The organism is Erythrobacter sp., from assembly GCF_036351135.1.
In the GTDB taxonomy this organism is placed as follows: domain Bacteria; phylum Pseudomonadota; class Alphaproteobacteria; order Sphingomonadales; family Sphingomonadaceae; genus Erythrobacter.
Window position 1 is genome coordinate 156,971 of the sequence record NZ_JAZBON010000025.1, and the last position, 20,407, is coordinate 177,377.

Annotated in this window: 16 protein-coding genes and 1 tRNA gene; 3 read left to right on the forward strand and 14 right to left on the reverse strand. The window is 65.6% G+C overall.

Annotation, left to right across the window (positions count from 1 at the left end; genetic code table 11):
- Positions 1 to 56: 56 nt before the first annotated feature.
- On the reverse strand, positions 57 to 1,109 hold the full coding sequence (locus V2I30_RS07730; RefSeq protein WP_330661538.1) for a lytic murein transglycosylase: 1,053 nt from the start codon (positions 1,107 to 1,109) through the stop codon (positions 57 to 59).
- Positions 1,110 to 1,253: 144 nt separating this feature from the next.
- Between V2I30_RS07730 and V2I30_RS07735 the strand changes: the two genes are divergently transcribed.
- Positions 1,254 to 1,343: transfer RNA gene (locus V2I30_RS07735), tRNA-Ser, on the forward strand.
- Between the two features lie 21 nt (positions 1,344 to 1,364).
- On the opposite strand, the gene lpdA is transcribed toward V2I30_RS07735, so the two are convergent.
- Entirely contained in the window at positions 1,365 to 2,798 is a 1,434-nt protein-coding gene (gene lpdA, locus V2I30_RS07740) for a dihydrolipoyl dehydrogenase (protein WP_330661539.1), read from the reverse strand.
- Between the two features lie 298 nt (positions 2,799 to 3,096).
- Positions 3,097 to 4,596: a 2-oxo acid dehydrogenase subunit E2 gene (locus V2I30_RS07745; protein WP_330661540.1), complete on the reverse strand. Its 1,500-nt coding sequence runs from the start codon at positions 4,594 to 4,596 to the stop codon at positions 3,097 to 3,099.
- 189 nt (positions 4,597 to 4,785) lie between these two features.
- Here V2I30_RS07745 and V2I30_RS07750 point away from each other — a divergent pair, with 189 nt between their 5' ends.
- Positions 4,786 to 5,238 (forward strand): universal stress protein, encoded by a 453-nt coding sequence (locus V2I30_RS07750; protein WP_330661541.1) that lies wholly within the window; start codon positions 4,786 to 4,788, stop codon positions 5,236 to 5,238.
- A 24-nt stretch (positions 5,239 to 5,262) separates the two neighbouring features.
- Here the strand turns inward: V2I30_RS07750 and V2I30_RS07755 are convergent, their stop codons facing one another.
- The 9 genes from V2I30_RS07755 to radA all read right to left on the reverse strand — a co-directional run bounded on the left by V2I30_RS07755 (position 5,263) and on the right by radA (position 15,796).
- On the reverse strand, positions 5,263 to 5,778 hold the full coding sequence (locus V2I30_RS07755; protein WP_330661542.1) for a peroxiredoxin-like family protein: 516 nt from the start codon (positions 5,776 to 5,778) through the stop codon (positions 5,263 to 5,265).
- A gap of 70 nt (positions 5,779 to 5,848) precedes the next feature.
- On the reverse strand, positions 5,849 to 8,164 hold the full coding sequence (gene rnr, locus V2I30_RS07760; protein WP_330661543.1) for a ribonuclease R: 2,316 nt from the start codon (positions 8,162 to 8,164) through the stop codon (positions 5,849 to 5,851).
- 145 nt (positions 8,165 to 8,309) lie between these two features.
- Positions 8,310 to 9,854: a proline--tRNA ligase gene (gene proS / locus V2I30_RS07765; RefSeq protein WP_330661544.1), complete on the reverse strand. Its 1,545-nt coding sequence runs from the start codon at positions 9,852 to 9,854 to the stop codon at positions 8,310 to 8,312.
- Between the two features lie 56 nt (positions 9,855 to 9,910).
- Positions 9,911 to 10,495, reverse strand: a complete 585-nt coding sequence (phaR, locus tag V2I30_RS07770) for a polyhydroxyalkanoate synthesis repressor PhaR (RefSeq protein WP_330661645.1) — start codon at positions 10,493 to 10,495, stop codon at positions 9,911 to 9,913.
- A 160-nt stretch (positions 10,496 to 10,655) separates the two neighbouring features.
- On the reverse strand, positions 10,656 to 11,693 hold the full coding sequence (alr, locus tag V2I30_RS07775) for an alanine racemase (protein WP_330661545.1): 1,038 nt from the start codon (positions 11,691 to 11,693) through the stop codon (positions 10,656 to 10,658).
- A complete protein-coding gene (locus V2I30_RS07780) occupies positions 11,680 to 13,344 on the reverse strand; it encodes an MFS transporter (RefSeq protein ID WP_330661546.1) in 1,665 nt (554 codons plus the stop codon). Before V2I30_RS07780 ends, alr begins: the two co-directional genes overlap by 14 nt.
- A 57-nt stretch (positions 13,345 to 13,401) precedes the next feature.
- Entirely contained in the window at positions 13,402 to 13,869 is a 468-nt protein-coding gene (locus V2I30_RS07785; RefSeq protein ID WP_330661547.1) for an iron-sulfur cluster assembly scaffold protein, read from the reverse strand.
- Positions 13,866 to 14,399: a CvpA family protein gene (locus V2I30_RS07790; RefSeq protein WP_330661548.1), complete on the reverse strand. Its 534-nt coding sequence runs from the start codon at positions 14,397 to 14,399 to the stop codon at positions 13,866 to 13,868. Before V2I30_RS07790 ends, V2I30_RS07785 begins: the two co-directional genes overlap by 4 nt.
- Positions 14,400 to 14,413: 14 nt before the next feature.
- A complete protein-coding gene (gene radA, locus V2I30_RS07795; protein ID WP_330661549.1) occupies positions 14,414 to 15,796 on the reverse strand; it encodes a DNA repair protein RadA in 1,383 nt (460 codons plus the stop codon).
- A 76-nt stretch (positions 15,797 to 15,872) separates the two neighbouring features.
- On the opposite strand from radA, the gene V2I30_RS07800 reads away from it, so the two are divergent.
- The gene (locus tag V2I30_RS07800; protein ID WP_330661646.1) at positions 15,873 to 18,194 is read left to right on the forward strand and encodes a patatin-like protein; all 2,322 of its coding nucleotides are present in this window, start codon (positions 15,873 to 15,875) and stop codon (positions 18,192 to 18,194) included.
- Here the strand turns inward: V2I30_RS07800 and V2I30_RS07805 are convergent.
- Complete coding sequence (locus V2I30_RS07805; protein WP_330661550.1) at positions 18,191 to 19,087, reverse strand: MBL fold metallo-hydrolase; 897 nt, start codon at positions 19,085 to 19,087, stop codon at positions 18,191 to 18,193. The genes V2I30_RS07800 and V2I30_RS07805 overlap by 4 nt on opposite strands.
- A gap of 66 nt (positions 19,088 to 19,153) precedes the next feature.
- Positions 19,154 to 20,389 carry a putative 2OG-Fe(II) oxygenase gene (locus tag V2I30_RS07810; protein WP_330661551.1) on the reverse strand — a complete coding sequence of 412 codons (1,236 nt, stop codon included), beginning with the start codon at positions 20,387 to 20,389 and terminating at the stop codon, positions 19,154 to 19,156.
- Between the last annotated feature and the right edge of the window lie 18 nt (positions 20,390 to 20,407).

Consider the following 20,407-nt stretch of genomic DNA (forward strand, 5'->3'; position numbering starts at 1 on the left):
GGCCACCGAGCCAGCCATACAGAATGCGTGGCGGCAGGGCGAGAGCGGCATACCTCTCAGTTCGCGATTTCGTCGGCAAGCAGGCCGACGCTCATCGCGTAATAGTTCGAGCAATTGTATTCGAGGATGACGCGGTAATTGCCGGTCAGAAGCCAGGCTGGGGTGCCGGGTCCGTCGGGTTGGAACAGGCTGACGAGCGTGTCGCCGGGCAGAGGGCGCTGGGGTTGCACGCCCAATGCGCGCCATTCGTCGACGGTCTTCCACTGACTGTGACGTTCGTGCACGCGGCTGCAGACCGGCGCCTCGATCTCGGTGCGATAGGCATCGACATCGAATCCGCGCGGCACCCCGGCGCGCACGCCCCAGGGCTGGCCCGTCCGCCAGCCGGCATCGCGGAAGTAGTTCGCGATCGAGGCGAACGTGTCGGCACGATTGGTGAAGATGTTGGCGCGCCCATCGCCATCGCCATCAGTCGCAAGGCGCAGATAGACCGAAGGCAGGAACTGCGGATTGCCGAAGGCACCCGCATAACTGCCGATCAGCTGATCGCGGCTGTAGCCACGGTCCGCCACCTTCATCAGCGCCACCCATTCGCCTTCAAAAAGCTCGCGCCGGCGCCCTTCCCAGGCGAGCGAAGCAAGGCTGCGCGACAGGTCGAAGCCGCCCTTGATCCTGCCATAGCTGGTTTCGTGACCGAAGATTGCGACGATGATCTCGCCCGGCACGCCATATTCGCGCTCGACCGCGGCAAGGGTGGAGCGGTTGCCCTGATAAACGCTGCGCCCGCCCGCAATGCGCGTCGAATTGACATGGGTGGCGATATAGGGAGCTAGCGCCGGGTAGCCACGGCGGGTCGGGCTGCCCGGCTGCCCGCGATCGAGCTCGATGACGCGCGCGTTCGGTGTGAGACCGCGCGTCATGTTCTGGATGGTCCGCTCGCTCACCCCTTCGGCCCTCGCGCGGGCCTTCAATAGCTCGACATAGGCATCGAAGGCGATGCCATCGCGCGCGGCGACCTGCGCGGCGGCAGGGGCGGCGGGCGTGGTCGCACCGATAGCCTGCGTCGCCAGGGCGAGCGAAGCGGCGGAAAGAAGGCGATTGGGGAACATCAGTAGCGGTCTCTTGTCAGTTGTGGCGGCAGGAGGTGGGACGCCCCTGACATGTTATCGCGCAATCTCATAGCCTTGACCTGAACGCGCCCTCGTAATTGGTGACAAGTCCCGCGCGGCCCGCTAGCGAGCGCGAGGCATTGCGGACAGGTGGCAGAGCGGTTGAATGCACCGGTCTTGAAAACCGGCAAGGGTGCAAGCCCTTCGTGGGTTCGAATCCCACCCTGTCCGCCATTCCGCTTGCCTGCCGCGCCATCAGAAATGCAGCGCGCGGCCATAGGCGTCGAGCACGCTTTCATGCATCATCTCCGACAAAGTGGGATGCGGGAACACCGTGTTCATCAACTCCGCCTCGGTCGTCTCCAGCGTCTTGCCGACCGTGTAACCCTGGATCAGTTCGGTGACCTCTGCGCCGACCATGTGCGCGCCGAGCAATTCGCCTGTCTCCGCGTCGAACACCGTCTTGATGAAGCCCTCCGCCTCGCCGAGCGCGATCGCCTTGCCGTTGCCGATGAAGGGGAAGCGGCCGACCTTGACCTCGTAGCCCGCCTCGCGCGCCTTCGCCTCGGTGAGCCCGACGCTCGCGACCTGGGGGTGGCAATAGGTGCAGCCCGGAATGCCCTGCCGGTCGAGCGGGTGGGGGTGGACCTCACCGTTGCCGAGCTCGCGCGCGATCGCTTCGGCGCAGGCGACGCCTTCGTGGCTGGCCTTGTGCGCAAGCCACGGTCCCGGCGTGCAGTCGCCGATCGCCCATAGGCCCTCGGTGCCGGTGCGCCCGAAACCGTCGATTGCGATGAAGCCGCGATCCATCGTCACGTAGTCGTCGATGCCGATGTCTTCTGTGTTGGGGACGATGCCGATCGCAGTGATGACGTGGCTGTAATCGGCGCTCATCGTCTTGCCGCTCTTGTCCTTGATGGTGGCCGTGACGCCCTTCTCGCCGACCTTCACATCCTCGACGCTGGCGCCGGTGTGGATGGTGATGCCCTGTTTGGCGAGGTTCTTCTCGAGGAAGGCGGAGACCTCCTCGTCCTCGACGGGCACGATCCGATCGAGCATTTCGACCACCGTCACATCGACACCGATGTCGTTGTAGAAGCTCGCGAACTCGATCCCGATCGCGCCCGATCCGATCACCAGCAGCTTGGTCGGCTGTTCGGGCGGGGTCATGGCATGGCGATAGGTCCACACCCGCTTGCCGTCCGCCGACGCGGAAGGCAGGTCGCGCGCCCGCGCGCCGGTGGCGACGATGACGTGTTTCGCCTCGAGCTCCTCCTCACCCTTCCCTGCCCCGGACTTCGATCCGGGGTCGCCCTTGACCGTAAGCGAAGTCGGCCCGGTCAGGGTGCCCTCGCCCATATGCACGGCGATCTTGTTCTTCTTCATCAGATGCGTGACGCCCTGATTGAGCTGGCTCGCCACCCCGCGGCTGCGCTTGACGATGGCGGCGAGGTCGGCCTCGATCTCCTTCGCCGCGAGCCCGTAATCGCCCGCGTTCTGCATCATGTGGAAGACCTCGGCCGAACGCAGCATCGCCTTGGTCGGGATACAGCCCCAGTTGAGGCAGATCCCGCCAAGCAACTCGCGCTCGACGATGGCGACCTTCAGCCCCAGCTGCGCAGCCCGGATCGCGGCGACATAGCCCCCGGGGCCACTGCCCAGCACGATGACGTCGTATTGGTCAGCCATTCAGCTTAAACCTTTCGAACCTGAAGGGTGGAACACATGGAACACAGTCCTGAGAGAGAAAAATCGGGGCGGTTGTCAGGCAGAGACTCGAGAATTGGAGCGAAAGGGCAAGCGGGGTTCATCATGTCGCTCCTTTGGCGGAATTGCGCCTTGTAGGACAGGTTTCTGCTTCCTGGGCACCCCTCCAACCACCGTTCGCCCTGAGCTTGTCGAAGGGCCGTCCTTTTCTTTCTCCGTAACGCCAAAGTGAAATGCGGTCCTTCGACAAGCTCAGGACGAGCGGAGTTTCTTGCTGGAATTAGACCACCAGTCCCATCGGCGCCTCGATCAGCTGCTTGATCGTTTCCATCAGTTGCGCGCCGTCGGCGCCGTCGATGGCGCGGTGGTCGAAGCTGCCGCTGGCGTGGAGGACGGTGGCGGGTTTGATCTCGCCGTCGATCACATGAGGAACCTGCTGCCCTGCCCCGACCGCGAGGATCATGCCCTGCGGGGGATTGATAACCGCGTCGAACTGTTTGATCCCGAACATGCCCAAATTGGACAGGCTCGCCGTGCCGCCCTGATATTCGTGCGGTTGCAGTTTGCCCTCGCGCGCCTTGCCGGCAAGCTCCTTCATCTCGCGGCTGATCTGCGCCAGACCCTTTGTGTTCGCCTCGGTGATGACCGGGGTGATCAGGCCCGAAGGCGCGGCGACCGCCACCGAAATATCGGCGCGGCTATATTTTCGCATGGTGTCGCCGTGGAAGCTGACATTGCATTGCGGCACGCGGATGAGCGCGCGGGCGAGCGCCTTGATCAGCAGATCGTTGACCGACAGTTTGACCCCATCGGGCTCGAGGCTTTCGTTCAATTGCTTGCGCAAGGCCAGCAGCGGATCGAGCACGATGTCCATCGTCAGATAGTAATGCGGGACGGTCTGCTTGCTCTCGGTCAGGCGGCGGGCGATGACCTTACGGACATTGGAGAGCTTTTCCTCCTCGAACGGCGCGCCATGATCGGGAGCTTGCGCGCCTTGTTGAGCACCTGCGGAGGCAGGTGGCTCCTTCGGTTTTGCGCCGTCGCCCGAGGTCTCCGGCTGCGCGGGGGCTGGCTGGGCAGAGGGATCAAAGCTCTCGATATCGGCCTTGACGATGCGACCGTTCGGGCCGGTGCCGGTGATCTGCGCGAGATCGTAGCCCTTCTCCACCGCCATTTTCTTGGCCAGCGGCGAGGCGATGATGCGCTCGTCCGTGCCGCGAGGCCCTGCGGCGGCAGGGGCCTCCTGCGGTTGCGTGCTGCCGTTCGAGGTCGCAGCCCGCGCTGTCTTTCCCCCGGACCCGCTCGCCGCTTCGATATCGGCCTTGACGATCCGTCCGCCCGGGCCGGTGCCCTCGATCGTCGCGAGGTCAACCCCGGCCTGCGCCGCCAGGCGCTTGGCCAGCGGGCTCGCCTTGGGCTCACTGCTTTCTCCGCGCGGCTCCGCCGGCTTGTCCTCGCTGGTCTCCTTGGGGGCATTGTCCGGCTCCGGCGATGCTGCGCCGTTGGCGGCCGGCGCCTCGATCTCGCTCGCATCCTCGCCCTCTTCGGCGAGCATCGCGATCACCGTGCCGACCGCGACATTCTCCACGCCCTCGTCGACCACGATAGCGGCCAGAGTGCCTTCGTCGACCGCCTCGAATTCCATCGTCGCCTTGTCGGTCTCGATCTCGGCCATGATGTCGCCGGAGCTGATCGTGTCGCCGACCTTGACCAGCCATTTCGCGAGCGTGCCCTCCTCCATCGTCGGGGACAGCGCGGGCATCTTGAGTTCGATCGCCATGGTCGTTCAGGGGCCCTCGGATTTCCATTTCACATTGCGACAATATGCGTTGCCATCGGGGGTTTAGCCAGACCAGCGCGCGGAGCAAGGCCCCTTTCCGATAGGTGCGGGCGGAGCCCGGCTTGCCACGCGCGGTTCCCGGCCATAGACCCGCTGGCTGAAACGTGGCGGAGCGAGGGGCAAGAGCGTTTGCGCACATTCCTGGTGATCATGGATGAAAGCGACGAGGCGCGCGCCGCCTTGCGCTTTGCCGCGCGGCGCGCGGTGCAGGTGGAGGGCGCGGTGCATATCCTGGCGCTGGTCGCACAGCAGAACTTCAACGCCTTCGGCACGGTTCAGGCGACGATCGAAGAGGAAGCGCGCGACCGGGCCGAGATGCTCGCGCATGGCGTTGCCGGAAACCTGCTCGCCGAAAGCGGGATCATGCCGACAATCTCGGTCAAGACCGGCAACGGAACGACTTTGGTCAGCGAGTTTCTCGCCAACCATGAAGAGGTCGCCGCCCTGGTGCTCGGGGCGGCGCCGGGAGGACAGCCGGGGCCGCTCGTCACGCATTTCGCCGCGCAGGCCGGCTCGCTGCCCTGCCCGCTCTATATCATTCCGGGCGACTATGACGAGAAGGACAGCCAGCACGAGGCGTGAGCCGCCCCGCGGCCCGCACGCGCCTCAGGTGGCCGTGCCGCGCACCGGGTAATCGTTCTTGAGTACGTAATCGATGCCCTGCAGCAGCTGGTCCAGCGGCGGGCGGGTGAAGGGCGCGTTCTGCACGCTGGCGAAATAGAGCGTGCCGTCCGGGCGGACCAGGAACATGCCGGGCTCGCTGAACATATCGGGCTCGTCGCTGCCCTCGCGCCCCGTGGAGATATAGAGGCCCCATTCGCGCGCTTTCTCCTCGCTCATGCCATAGGCGAGCGGAACGTCGCCGGTCTTCCATTCCCGGTCCACCACCATCGCGCGCTCTTTCGTGTCCATCGACACTGCGACCGTGTTGATGCCGCGCTCGGTGAACTTGTCTAGCTTGCTGCCGAGTTCTTCGAGCTGGCTCTTGCAGATCGGGCAGTGCTTGCCGCGATACATCACCACCAAGGTGAAGTTTTCCGGCTCCTGCTTCGACAGATCGTATTGCGCGTCGATCGTCAGTTCGAGGTCGAGATTAGGGACTTTGGTTTTCGGCTTGATCAATGGGCGTCTCCTTTGCCAATCCAATCCCCCGGCCCCCGCGCTTGTTCCGGGACGCGCTTGTTACGGGGCGCTATTTCCGCCGGCGACCCTGGTGGCGGATATTGCCCGGGCGGCCGCGCTTGCCGGCGGCGTATTGGCCGGCCTTGCGCGAGGCTCCCCCTTCCCGCCGGCGATCGCGCGGGCGGCGATTGCCGCTGGCATCCTGCCGGTTGCCATCCTCGTCGACGGGAACGAATTTGAGCGCGCCGGTGAGCGCGTTGGCCTCGTCCAGCATCAGTTTCAACCGGTCGCCGGGGGCATAGCGCGTGCCGCTCTCTTCGCCGATCAGCGCCTGCGCGGCCTCGTCGTGGCGGAAATGTTCTTCGCCCAGCGTCGAGACCGGGACCAGCCCGTCCCCGCCCAGCCCGACGATCGTTGCGAAGAAGCCGAAGCCCTGAACTCCCGTTATCCGGGTGTCGAACACCTCGCCCACCCGGCCCGAGAGCCAGGCGGCGACGTAGCGGTCGATCGTGTCTCGCTCGGCCTCCATCGCGCGGCGCTCGGCCTGGCTGATGGCGTCGGAGACTTCCTGCAGGCTTGCGCGGTCCTTGTCCGAAAGGCCGGTGCCCCGCGGCAGATCGCTCTTCTTCGGTGCCGGCTGTTCGAGCTTGTAGGCATCGACCAGTGTGCGGTGCACCAGCAGGTCGGCATAGCGGCGAATGGGCGAGGTGAAATGCGCATAGGAGCCGAGCGCAAGCCCGAAATGCCCGGCATTGGCGGGGCCGTAATAAGCCTGCATCTGGCTGCGTAGCACCGCCTCCATGACCTGAGCCTTCTCACTTTCGTCGGTGACGTCCTTCAGCATCCGGTTGAACAGGCCCGGCGTCACGACCTGACCGAGCGCCAGCTTGGTGCCGAGCGTCGCCATGTAATCGCGCAGAGCGATCAGTTTCTCGCGGCTCGGCGGTTCATGGACGCGGTAGACGACGGGCGAAGTCTTGGCCTCCAATGCCTTGGCCGCGGCGACGTTGGCGGCGATCATGAAATCCTCGACCACCCGGTGCGCGTCGAGCCGTTCGCGCACGGCGATCTCTTCGATCTGGCCCGCCTCGTTCAGCACCACGCGGCGCTCCGGCAGTTCGAGCTCGAGCGGATCGCGCTTCGCCCGCGCTTCGGCGAGCAGCCCCCATGCGCCCCAGAGATGCGTCAGATAGTCCGGCGTGTCCTCGCCATCTACGGCGGCTTGCGCGTCCTCATAGGCGATGTTGTGATGAATGCACACGATCGCGCGGGTGAAGCCGCGATTTTCGACCTTCCCCGCGCCGTCGATATGGATGTGGCAGACCATCGCCGCACGGTCCTCGCCTTCGCGCAAGGAGCAGACATCGGCGGAGAGCACTTCGGGCAGCATCGGCACGACACGGTCGGGGAAATAGACCGAATTGCCGCGCTTTCGCGCTTCCTTGTCGAGCGCCGAGCCGGGGCGGACGTAGTAGGAGACGTCGGCGATGGCGATGAGCGCATTGTAGCCGCCCTTGCCATCGGGCTCGGCCCAGATCGCATCGTCATGGTCGCGCGCATCGGCGGGATCGATGGCGACGATCGGCACATCGCGCAAATCTTCGCGCGCATCGTGCGACAGCGACAGGTCGGCGGCCGCCTGCGCCTCCTCGATCACGTTCTTGGGGAAGACATGCGGGATGCCATGCTTGGCGATGGCGATCAGGCTGAAGCTCTTGGGCGCCAGCGGATCGCCCACCACTTCGGTGACTTTGACCCCCGCGCGCTCCGACCGGCCGGCCCGTTCGGCGAGGACCAGCTGGCCCTCCTCCGCCCCGCCGAGGTCGCTGATCGGGGACGAGCGGCGCACGCGCTTGTCGACCGGCGCGAGCCAGGGTTTCCCGCTCCCGTCCAGCTCGACCACGCCCATCAGGCCGTCCGTGCGCGCGGGCAGCTTCTTCATCGGGAAGGCGATCCAGCCTTTCGCGGTCTCCTCGGTGCGCGAAAGCACACGGTCGCCACGCTTGAGGGCGGGCATCGGGCGCTTGCCCCTACCCTTGGTGTCGCGCCCTTTCCTTTCCTGCATGACGAGGCGCGGCGGATCGTCCGGTGCATCGGGCGCCCAGCTATCGGGCACCGCGATCGCCTCACCATCCTCGATCTCGACGACCCGCAGCACCGTCACCTTGGGCACCCCACCCATGCGGTGATAGGCGCTTTTCTTGCCGTCGATCAGGCCCTCTTCGGCCATGTCCTTGAGCAAGCGCTTGAGCGCGATCTTCTCCTGCCCCTTGAGCCCGAACGCCTTCGCGATTTCGCGCTTTCCGGCGGGGGTGTCGGAGGACTGGATGAAATCGAGAACCTGCGACTTGGAGGGGAGGCCCTGGGGGTGTGTCTTATGCGCCATGTTCAAGAACCGTTCGTGCTGAGAGGTGCCTGTGCCCGCGCAATGCGGGTATCGAAGCACCGTTCTTGCTTCGGACCTACCGCTAAAGAAAAGTGCGGCCCTTCGACAAGCTCAGGGCGAACGGAAGAGGGGGAGTATGCCCCGGTCAATAAGCGCGCGCCACCAGGATGCGTTCCACCGCAGGGTCGCCGGTGAAGATGCAGGTTCCGTCAGCGGCCTCGCCATCGCGCGGGACGTTGCGGATGGTGAGCTTCTCGGCCTTCAGCTGCTCGACCACCGCGTCCAGCGCCGCGCCGGTGGGCCGCGCCCATTGCACCTCCACCCATCCAGGATATTTGCCGCCCTCGGCGAAGAAGCGCGTGACCTCGGCCCATTCGTTCAGCCCGTGCAGGATGTTCGCATCGCGGCGCTCGCGCGCTTCGTCGAACAGGGATTGCTGGATCTCTTCGAGCAATTCGCCCACCCGCCGCGCGAACTCGCCGCGCGGGGTGAACTGCATGTTCGGCTTGCCGTTCTCCGTATTCCACAATCGGTCGCGGCGCAGCACGGCCACCTTGCCGCCCTCCATGTCGCGTGGGCCGACCTCGACGATGACTGGCGCGCCCTTGCGTACCCAGTCCCAACGCTTGGCGCTCGCCTTGCCCGGGCTCTTGTCGAGCAGCACGCGCAGTTTCTCGCCCAGCGCCGACTGATCCGCCAGCGATGCGCGGACCTCCTCGCAATAGATGAGCACCGCCTCGTCCTCGGGCTTATCGCGCAGCATCGGCAAGATCACGACTTGATGCGGCGCGATCCGCGGCGGCACGCGCAGGCCATCGTCGTCGCCATGCGTCATGATCACCCCGCCGACGAGCCGGGTGGACGTGCCCCAGCTGGTCGTATGGCACAGCTGCTGCGTGCCCTCGGCGTCCTGATAGCGGATGCCGGCGGCCTCGGAGAAACTGGTGCCGAGATAGTGCGACGTACCCGCCTGCAGCGCTTTGCCGTCCTGCATCATCGCCTCGATCGACCAGGTCTCGTCCGCACCCGGAAACCGCTCGTTCTCCGGCTTTTCACCCGCGATGACGGGCAGCGCCAGATCCTCCTCGGCACAGGCGCGATACATTTCCAGCGCGCGGTGCGTTTCCTCCAGCGCTTCCTCGCGCGTCGTATGGGCGGTATGCCCTTCCTGCCAGAGGAATTCGCTGGTTCGCAGGAACATGCGGGTGCGCATCTCCCAGCGCACGACATTGGCCCATTGATTGAGCATCAGCGGCAGGTCGCGCCAGCTCTGCACCCAGCGCGCCATCGCATCGCCGATAATCGTCTCGGAGGTCGGGCGCACCACCAGTGGCTCTTCGAGCTTCGCCTCGGGATCGGGCACCAGCCCGCCCGCGCCATCGGCAATCAGGCGGTGATGGGTGACGACCGCCATTTCCTTGGCAAAGCCGTCGACATGATCGGCCTCGCGCTCGAAATTGGCGAGCGGGATGAAGATCGGGAAATAGGCATTTTGGACGCCCGCCGCCTTGATGCGATCGTCCATCAGGCGCTGGATGCGCTCCCAGATGCCGTAGCCCCACGGCTTGATCACCATGCAGCCGCGCACGCCCGATTCCTCGGCCATGTCGGCGGAAGCGATGACCGCCTGGTACCATTTGGCGAAATCGTCGTCGCGCCGGACATCGAGCGCGTGGCGGATCTTGGACAAGAGCGAGATTCCCGAAAGAAGCTGGAAGGCGGGCGGCGAAGCGCGCAGCGCTGACGCTATTTGGAGAGCGCGTCCAGCTTCTTCTGCATCGCCGCCATCTGTTCGCGCAGAGCGGCGAGTTCGGTGTCGGCGGGATTGGCGGCCTGTTTGGCGGCGGGCGCGGCAGTGCGGGATGGCTTCGCGCTGCCGGCAACGCCGGGCATGAAGGTCTCCGCCGCGGCGCGCATCATCGCCATATTGGTCTCGTGAATGGCCGTTAGCGGATTGTTCGCGATGCCCTTTTCGAAAGCCTCGCGGATCTTCGACTGGTTCTGGCGGAAATTGTCCATGCTCGCCTCGAGATAGGACGGCATCAGCGATTGCATCGAATTGCCGTACATCGCGATCAACTCGCGCAGAAAGCTGACCGGCAGCATCTGTTCACCATTGGCCTCTTCGTCCATGATGATCTGAGTCAGGATGGAATGGGTGATCTCCTCGCCCGACTTCGCATCGTAGACCGCGAAGTCGACGTTCTCGCGCACCATCTTCGCCAGATCGTCGAGCGTGATGTAGCTCGAGCTCGCCGTGTTGTAGAGGCGGCGATTGGCGTATTTCTTGATGACGACCTTGTCGCCCCCGCCCTTCATCTCGCCAGCCATTTTGCCCTTGCCGGCCTTGCCCGACGGACGCGCATCCGCCTTGTCTGAGTCGTTCGTCATGTGAGTATCCCGCTCTCGAATAAGCGCCGATCTTAGCATTCGCACAATGTGCGGCGCAATATAATATGACTGCCTTTCGCGGGTGCGAAAAGTGGGGTTTTCAACGGCGCAGGCGGGGGCCGAGCGTCGTCAGCAATTCATATTGTGAAACAGAGGTTTGCCGCGCAACATCGGGGAGCGCAAAAGGCACGTCGAGCCAGTCCCCTTCGCCCAGCTCCGGCGCATTAGCGAGGTCGGCGACGATCATGTCCATCGAGACCTTGCCGAGGATCGGGAGCGCGCGTCCTTCGTGCAGCAAAGTTGCGCCCGCCCCGCGAACCCGCAGGAAGCCATCGGCATAGCCGAGCGATATTGTCGCGACCTTCATCTTCGCAGGCGCGGTAAATTCCCCGTTGTAGCCGACCGCATCGCCCGCTTCGATGTCGCGCGTCTGCAGGATTGCGGCCTGGAGATGCGCGACCTGGCGCACCGTGTCAGAAAGTTCCCTGCGCGGGACGCCGCCATAGAGCGCAAGGCCGGGGCGGGTCAGGTCGAAATGGTAGGCGGGGCCGAGCGCGATACCGGCACCATTGGCAAGACTTGCGCGTTTGTGCGCGACCTTCGGCAGACATTCGCGAAATCGCGCCAATTGCGCCGCGTTGCGCGCGCTGTCTTCATCAGCGCAGGCGAGGTGGCTCATGGCGACATCGATCTCGAGCGCGGCGATCGCCGGGTCGGCGATTTCGGCAGGCGCGATGCCGAGCCGGTTGATGCCGGTGTCGATCATCAGGTGGCAGGTCCCCCCGCCCCCCTCGCTCCAGCGGCGCGCCTGCTCCAGCGAATTGATGATCGGAACCGCGCCCGTCGCGCGTGCATAGGCGACGTCTTCGCTGCGCACCGGCCCGTGCAGTACCGCGATTTGCTCTGTGGGTACATGCCGGGCGAGCGCCGCAACCTCGCTCCAATGCGCGACGAAGAATGCGTCGCATCCCGCATCGCGCAAGGCGGGCACGCAGGTATCGACGCCAAGGCCGTAGCAATCCGCCTTCACCGCCGCGCCCGCGCTGGCATCGCCCGACATCGCATCGAGCGCGCGCCAGTTCGCGGCGAGCGCCCCGGCGTCGACCCGCAGCCTGAGCGTGGGTTCAGGTGCGCGCATCGTCCGCGAAGTCGCGCGGCGGTCCGCTGGGAATACCCCACCACAGCACCAGCACCCCGAAGGCGACTACGCCCCAGGTGTACCAGAGCCCGGCATAGATATCGCCGGTGCTGGCGACGATGACGCCCGAGATCAGCGGCAGGAAGCCGCCGAGATAACCCGCGCCGATATGGTAGGGGATCGACATTGAGGAATAGCGGATCTTGGGCGGAAACATCTCCGACAAAAGCGCCGCGACCGAACCGTAGGTCAGCGCCGAGAGCAGCCCCAGCCCGAGCAGGATCGCGACGATGCCGACAAGGTTGGCGAAGCCGGGCTGCTGGCGCGAAAAGTCGAAGCCGTATGCGCTGAGCGCCGCTTGCAGGCCGGCGGTGCGGGCCACGCCGCTTTCGAGCCAGGCGGGGGGTATCGCTATGCGCTCGCCCGCCGCTTCGAGCCGCAATGTGGCGCCTTCCTCGAGGGTGTAGCTGACGCCGGAGGCGGTCAGCGTGCCGAGGATCTTGCCGCAATCGGTCTGTTCGCGGTCGAACAATTCGGCGAAGGGATCGGTCGAACAATCGAGGCCGGCGACCACGATCGGGCTGCGCTCGGCGGCGGCGGCAAGTCCCGGATTGGCGAGCGAGCCCAGCCCCCAGAATGCTGGAAACAGCAGCACCAGCGTCGCCAACGCCCCGATCATGATCGGCAGCTTGCGTCCCACCCGGTCCGACCATTTCCCGACGAAGATGTAGAACGACATCGCGATCCCGCCCGAGATCAGCAGAATTAGCTCCACCGTCAAATCCTCGACATGCATCGGCCCGCGCAGGAAGCTCATGCCCGAGAAGAAGGCGGTGTACCAGATGGTCGTCAGAATGCCGGTGACGCCGAACAGCGCGACGAAGATGCGCTTCTTGTTGCCGGGATAGGTAAAACTTTCGACGAAGGGATTGCCGCTGGTTTCGCCCGCTTCCTTCATCGCCTGAAACACCGGGCTTTCCGACAGCATCAACCGCATCCACAGCGATATGGCGAGGAGGATGATCGAGAGCAGGAACGGGACGCGCCAGCCCCACTCGACGAAATCGTCCTGTGGGATAAGCGCGCGGCAGGCGAGGACAACGATGATCGAAAGCACGAAGCCGCCGGCAACGCTCGCCTGGATGAAACTGGTGTAATAGCCGCGCTTTTCAGGCGGTGCATGTTCGGCGACGTAGATCGCCGCGCCGCCATATTCGCCGCCCAGCGCCAAACCTTGCAGCACGCGCAGGAATATGACGATAATCGGCGCGACCACGCCCACCTGGTCGACCGTGGGGATGAAGCCCACCCCCGCCGTCGCGATGCCCATCAGCGTGACGGTGACGAGAAAGGTGTATTTGCGCCCCAACCGATCGCCGAGATAGCCGAACAGGATCGCCCCGATCGGGCGGAAGGCGAAACCAACCGCGAAGGTCGACCATACGAGCAGCAGCCCGAGTGTTGGGTCGTCGACGTCGTAGAACGCATCCTTCAGGATGTAGGCGAGCGTGCCGTAGATGAAGAAATCGTACCATTCGAAAATCGTGCCCGCCGAGGACGCGCCGACGACCAGGCGGATTTCCTTGGCCGAAGGCTCGCGCTGAGCCAATGCGGCGCTTTCGGAGGACGCTTGCGGTATCGTGGTTGCCATGGTGCCCCGTGGGTTGGCTTGTCGTTCGGTTGTCGTGGCGGTCTAGCTGGGCCAGCCTTACGAGGAAAGCGCGCGTGTCAGCGCCGTCCACGGCGCGAGCAGCGCCCCGTGCCGTCCGGCATGCGCCCGCGCAGGTTCGAGTGCGGCAAAGCCGGGCCATTGCGGAAGCGGCGCGTCGCCCGCGAGCCAGGCCTCAATCGCACTCGCCGCTGTCTCGATATCCGCGCGCGCTTTGCCAGACGCGACCAGCGCCATGATCGCTGCCGAGCTTTGCCCGACCGCGCAGGCACTGACCTGCAAGCCGAGGCGCTCGATTGTGCCCGCTTCCGTCAAATCCACGCCCAGTTCGACGACGCTGCCGCAGGTGCGCGAGCGCGCTTCGCCGCGGTGGCTCCATGGTTCGGCGTCGTCGCCGGGCGAAAGCGGAAAGCGCGCCAGTTGCGATGCGAGGCCGAGCAGTTCGGGCGTGTAGAGCCGCCCCGCCCGCGTCGGTCGATCCTGCGCCTGCGCTTCGCCGCCGCTCAATTCCCCGCCTCCTCTTCCGCGTCCTCCTCGCTCGCAATCCGCGCGCGCTGTTCGGCGATCATCTGGACGAGTTCGCGCGAGAAAGCGTCGGCCGCGGGATAGGTGCGCGCCTGCGAAATCCAGTCGGGACGGCCCTTGAAACCCCAGATATTGTCGAAGCCCAGCACCAACACCGAAAAGGCGAAAACCACGATCAGAGCGCCCTTGATCGCGCCGAAGCCAAAGCCCAGCACACGGTCGATCGGCCCGAGGATCGAATTGCGCGATGCGCCGCTCACGTTGTTGGCGATCAGCTTCATCGAGGCATAGGGTATGAGCAACAGCAGCGCGAAGGCGAGGATCGCGGCGCCCGGTTCGATGGTGTCGAACTCCAGCAGGAACTCGGTCAGATCGTCGTGGAGATAATAGACTGCGAAGGCGGCGAAGATCCAGGAAGTGAGGCTCAGCACCTCCTGCACCAGTCCGCGCATGAAGCCGCCGATCGCCGCCACCGCGACGATCAAAAGCACAATGAAATCGAACCCCGTCATAGCCGTTGCGGCGATTATGGTTTGCCCATGACGTGGTCAACGAGGTTGGCCAACTGGTTCACCCCTTCGTAACCGAGCGTCGACGAAGCGAGACGTGCGTCCGATGGACCGAAACCCTTGGCAAAGCCGAGCTTGGCCGCCTCGCGCATTCGCAGACCCGCATGGGCGACCGCGCGCACCTCGCCCGCGAGCGACACTTCGCCGAACCAGGCGGATTTCTCGGGCAGCGGCTTGTCCGCGAGCGCGGAAACGAGCGCAGCGGCAACCGCTAGATCGGCGCCCGGATCGGACAGCCGGTATCCCCCGGCGATATTGAGATAGACCTCAGCGCTGGAAAAATTGAGCCCGCAGCGCGACTCGAGCACCGCCAGCAGCATGGCGAGCCGGCCATTGTCCCAGCCCACCACCGCGCGCCGCGGCGTCGCGCCCGATTGCAGCCGGACGATCAGCGCCTGGATTTCGACCAGCACCGGCCGCGTTCCCTCCAAGGCCGGGAATACTGCGCTGCCTGCCAAGGGCTGATCGCGGCCGGAAAGGAACAGCATCGAAGGGTTCGAAACCTCCTCCAGCCCCTCATTCGCCATAGAGAAGACGCCGATCTCGTCGACCGCACCGAAACGGTTCTTGAGCGCGCGCAGGATGCGATATTGATGGCTGCGCTCGCCCTCGAAACTCATGACCACGTCGACCATGTGTTCGAGCACCCGTGGCCCAGCAATCGTGCCATCCTTCGTGACGTGTCCGACCAGCATGAGCGCGCAACCGCTCGCTTTCGCATAGCGGATCAGTTCAAGCGCGCAGCCGCGCACCTGGCTGACCGTACCGGGCGCGCCCTCGATAGTGTCGGAATGCATGGTCTGGATCGAATCTATGACAAGCAGCGCGGGCGGATCGCCCTCGCCCAGCGTCGTCAGGATGTCGCGCACCGAGGTTTCCGAGGCGAGCCGGATCGGCGCATCCGCTACCCCAAGGCGTTGCGCGCGCAACCGCACTTGGCCCGCGGCCTCCTCGCCGCTGACATAGACGACGTCGCCGCCGGGCTCTCCCTTGCGACCGCGCGCGATGCTGGCGGCGGTTTGCAGCAGCAGGGTCGACTTGCCGATGCCTGGATCGCCGCCCATCAATACTGCCGAACCTGGCACGATCCCGCCGCCCAGCGCCCGGTCGAACTCGGCAAGGCCGGTCGATTTGCGCACCAGCAATTCCGCCGGACGATTGAGCGGCACGAACTCGATGCCGCGACCGCCGCGCGACAGATCGTGCTTTTGCGAAAAGACCGTCGCGGGTACATCCTCGGTCAGCGTGTTCCACTCACCGCAATCGCCGCATTGCCCCTGCCAGCGCGGGGTCACCGTGCCGCAATTCGCGCAGACATATCGCTTTTTCGCCTTGGCCATGGGCGGGCACTGGTATCAGAACATTTGCGGAACGCAATTGCCAAGCGGCGTTTTCCTCGGCATCACGCGCTTCGCAATGCGGCAGAAGGAACTCCGGATCGCGCTGGTCTGTTACGGCGGCGTCAGCCTCGCGGTCTACATGCACGGCGTTACCAAGGAGGTCTGGCACCTCGCCCGCGCCAGCCGCGCGCATCATGCGGGCGAGAAGCTCGACGGCGTCGCCGCCGCGTATCAGGCGCTGCTCGAGGATATCGAGGCCGAGCAGGCGCTCAAACTGCGCATCCTGCCCGATATCCTCACCGGCGCCAGCGCGGGCGGCATCAACGCAGTGTTTCTGGCACAGGCGGTGCATTCGGGCTGTTCGCTCGAACCGCTAACCGATCTGTGGCTCGAAAATGCCGATGTCAGCGAACTGACCGATCCCGATGCGGAGCCGGTCTGGCGGTTCGCGAAGCTGTGGGCGCAGCCGATAGCCGAATGGTTCCTGAGCCGCCCGGGGAACGCGGTGAGCGAGAGCGTGTCGCCCGAAACCCGCAACGAAGTGAGAAACAAGGTATCACGCCTGGTGCGCGGGCGCTGGTTCAGCCCGCCTTTTTCCGGGGCGCGGTTTTCCGCGATGCTGTTCGAGGCGCTGCAGAGCATGGCGGCGGGCGGGCGCGGGCCGGTCCTGCTGCCGCCGGGCCATCCGATCGACCTGCTGGTGACGGTCACCGATTTTCGCGGGCACCCGGAAATGCTGCGGCTCAATTCGCCGCCGGTCGTGCGCGAGACCGAACACCGGATGCCGATCAGCTTTCGTGCGCTCGCGGGCGAGACGTTCGAGGGGCCGCTGGCCGACCCGCTCGAACTGGTGCTCGCCGCGCGGGCGACCGCCAGCTTTCCCGGCGCGTTTCCGCCGCTGACGCTGAAGGAGATCGACCGGCTTGGGCGCGACAACGGCCACGCCTGGCATACGCGGGGTGAGTTTCTTTCGCGGGTCATGCCGGTCCATGTCCAGGAAGGCACGGCCGAGGACATTGCGCTGATCGACGGGGCGGTACTGGTCAACGCGCCATTCGGCGCCGCGCTGGAGGCGATGCGGGTGCGCACGTCGCAGCGTGAGGTCGACCGGCGCCTCGTCTATATCGAGCCGCGCCCCAACCGCACCCGGTTCGGCACGGCCGCACAAAACGCTGCGGCCTCAAGTCCGGTCAGCTGGTTCGGCGCGATCTTTGGTGCGCTCTCCACGATACCGCGCGAACAGCCGATCCGTGACGATCTCGAACGGATCGAGCAGCAATCGCGCGACGCGGCGCGGCTGCGGCGGATCATCATGGGGCTGAGACCGCAAATTGAGCATGTGGTCGAGACCTTGTTCGGGCGCACCTTTTTCCTCGACCGGCCCACGCCCAAGCGGCTCGCGAGCTGGCGTGCGCGGGCGCAGCAGGCGGCGGCGCAGGATGCAGGCTATGCCTTCGGCGCCTATGCCCAGGCCAAATTCAGCTCGATCGTCGATCGCCTCGCGGCGCTGACCCATGCGGCCGCGCCCGGCCTGGCGCTGCCCGATCCGGGACCAATCGCGGCCGCCCTGCGCAACGAACTGGCGGCGCGCGGGCTCGAGACGCTGACCGATGGAGCGGCGGGCGCGAGCGAGGCGGCGATTGCCTTTTTCCGCGCGCACGACATCGGTTTTCGCATCCGCCGGCTGCAATTGCTCGCCCGCCGGTTGTCGCGCGACTGGGAGGTCGATCCCGACATTCCCGACGACGCGCTCGATCTCGCGCGCGAGAAGATTTTCGATATCCTGAGCGTCTATCGCCGCGCGGATGACGATGCGATACTGGGCGACGCGTTCGCAGGGCTCGCGGCGCGGGTGTTCGAGGATCCGGGAGCGGTGCTGGACTATCTCGCCGATACGCGGCTCCTGCCCGAAACCGACCTGGAGGCGGAAATCCTGCTCGCCGACGCGCTGCAGGCGATGCCCAAGAACCTCAAGCGGCGGATGCTGCTGACCTATCTCGGCTTTCCGTTCTACGATGTCGCCACCCTGCCCCTGCTGCAAAGCGAGGGGCTCGACGAGTACAATCCGGTGAAGATCGACCGTATCTCGCCCGACGATGCACGCTCGATCCGCGAAGGCGGAACGCTTGCCACTCTGCGGGGGGTCGAATTCTACAATTTCGGTGCCTTTTTCAGCCGCGCCTATCGCGAGAATGACTATCTTTGGGGCCGGCTGCACGGTGCGGAGCGGATGGTCGATCTGATCGCCTCGACCGTCGAACAGGGCCTTGCCGAAGGGGCGATCCGGGCGGCGAAACGACGTGTCTTCCTCGCGATCCTCGACGAAGAAGCCGAAGCCGCGCGCTGCGGCGCCGGGCTGGTCGCGGAAATCCGCTACGAAGTCGACAAGAAGCTCTAATCCGCGCTGTTCCAGACCGCGGTGACGAAGGCGTCGGCGTCGATGAAACCGCCCTCGCCCCGATCGATATCGGCAAGCAGGTTCGCGGCGAGCGCCTGTTCGAGGGTCTGCCCCTCCGCGCGCGCCGCCTCGACCCGGCGCACCACCTCGCCGATCATCGCGCGGTAGGCGACGAGTTCGGCCTTGTCCGACATCGGACCGTGCCCGGGAATGACCTTGGTCTCGTCGTCGATCATCGCGATTACGAGATCGAGCGAGAGCATCGCTGCATAGACGCTGCCGCCCGAGGCGACGTCGATGAAGGGATAGCCGGGAATGGCGAAATAGAGATCGCCCATATGGACGATGTTCGCCTCTTCCCAAAGCGCAATGCTGTCCCCGTCGGTATGTCCCCCGCCAAGGAACATGAGGTTGATCGTATCGCCGTTGAGATGGAAGCGCAGTCCCTGCGGATAGGTGACCAGCGGCAGCGCTTGCGGCGGCGCCGGCGGGACGGTGGTGCCCGCCGCGGTGCCGCCTTCCATCATGCGGATGCGGACATTGTCATGCGCGAAGATGGTTGCGCCGGTCCCGCCGAAATGTTCGTTCCCGCCGGTATGGTCGAAATGCCAGTGGGTATTGACGACATATTTCACCGGCGTCGCGCCCAGATCGTCGATTGCCATCTCGATCTTGGCGGAGAGCGGCGCGAACTGATCGTCGATGATGAGGGTCGCATCCTCGCCGTGGCTCACCCCGATATTGCCGCCCGCGCCGAACAGCACGGCGACGCCTGGCGCAATTTCCTGCGCGGTCACCTCGACCTCGCTGAAATCGGGCTGCGCCGCGGCGGGCGCGGCGAGTAGCGCGGCGGCACCTGCCAGGGGCGCGATGTTGCGGGCGAATGAAGCCATGTCGATCTTCCTTGTTGCGCCTGCGGTCTAGCGGCCGCCCGCACCCCTTGTCGAGATCGTGTAGATCTAAACCGCGTCGAAAGCGACGCTGAGACGTTCGCCCGCGGCGAAAGGCGAGGTTGCGTGGTAGACGAAGCTGGGAAACAGAACGAGGTGTCCGGGCTTTGCCGCGAACCGCGCGAGGGGTTCCAGCGCGAGCGGGATGTCCTCGGGCGGGCGGCCGAGCTCGAGCGCCCCTTCGGCCTCGGCCAGAGCTGTGGGCACGGCAATATGCGCCGCCGAACTGACGCGCCCGCCATCGTGAAGATGCGGGACGTGCCGCCCTCCGGCGGTAAGGCGGATCGACCAGCTGGCGGTGATGCACGGAGTATTCTCTCGGATCGCGTGCATCGGGTGGTCCGCCGCGATATCGGGTAGGCTGGCGGCGTAGTGGCGCAGTGCCTCTCCGATCGCTTCGAACAGGGCGGCGATTGCGGGCTCGCGGCGTTGGCGCAGGTCGCCATGCGTCTGCGTGCTGCCCTCGACGCTTTGCCTGAGCGGGGTTGCATGCGCCGTGTGCAGCGCGCGCAAGGTGGAGGCGAGCTGCGCGAGGTCGGCCTCCGAAAGACCGAGTTGGCACTGAACCATGAGGCTGTCGCCCGGAACGAGCCAGTCATGTCGCGCATCGCCCCGCGCGCGCCAGGCCAGTTCGGCGAGCGCCCACGCCCCGATATCGCTCAGGTCGCGCGCCAGCTGCCGCTCGATCGCTGCGCTCGCGTCGTCGGGTGCATTTCGGCGCAGAGCATTGCGCGCATATTCGTAATCGCGTTCGGGCAGATCTGCGGGCAGGTCGTCGAGCAGGCGCTGCGCTTCCACCACTTCCCCGGCGAAGCCACGGTGGCGTGCTTCGAGCAAGCGCAATTGCGGCAGGTCGGCGATTTCGCGGCGTAGTTTGCGCGCATGACGCGCGGCGTCGCTGTGGCGACCCGCCGCGCCGAGCAACCCGAGATAGACCATCCAGAGTTTGGGATGTTTCGGCGCCTTGGCGATTGCCGCTTCGAGCGATGCGAAGGGTTGGCCATCGCCCGCTTCGACCTTCAGCCGGCACAATGCCTTGTGCCCCTCGACCCAGTCGGGCGCCCGTGCGAGCACACCTTCGATACGGTGAAAGGGGCGCTCTGCGCCAGCGCGAAGGAGCGCGGTGGCTTCGGCGATGAGCAGCGCGCCATCGCCGGGCGCCTCTTGCGCCGCCGCGCCGAGCCGCGCCGCCGCATCCTCATCGCCGCGCGCGAAGGCGGCAAGCGCTTCTTCGCGGCCGGGCAATGCTGATGCCCCGCCCGC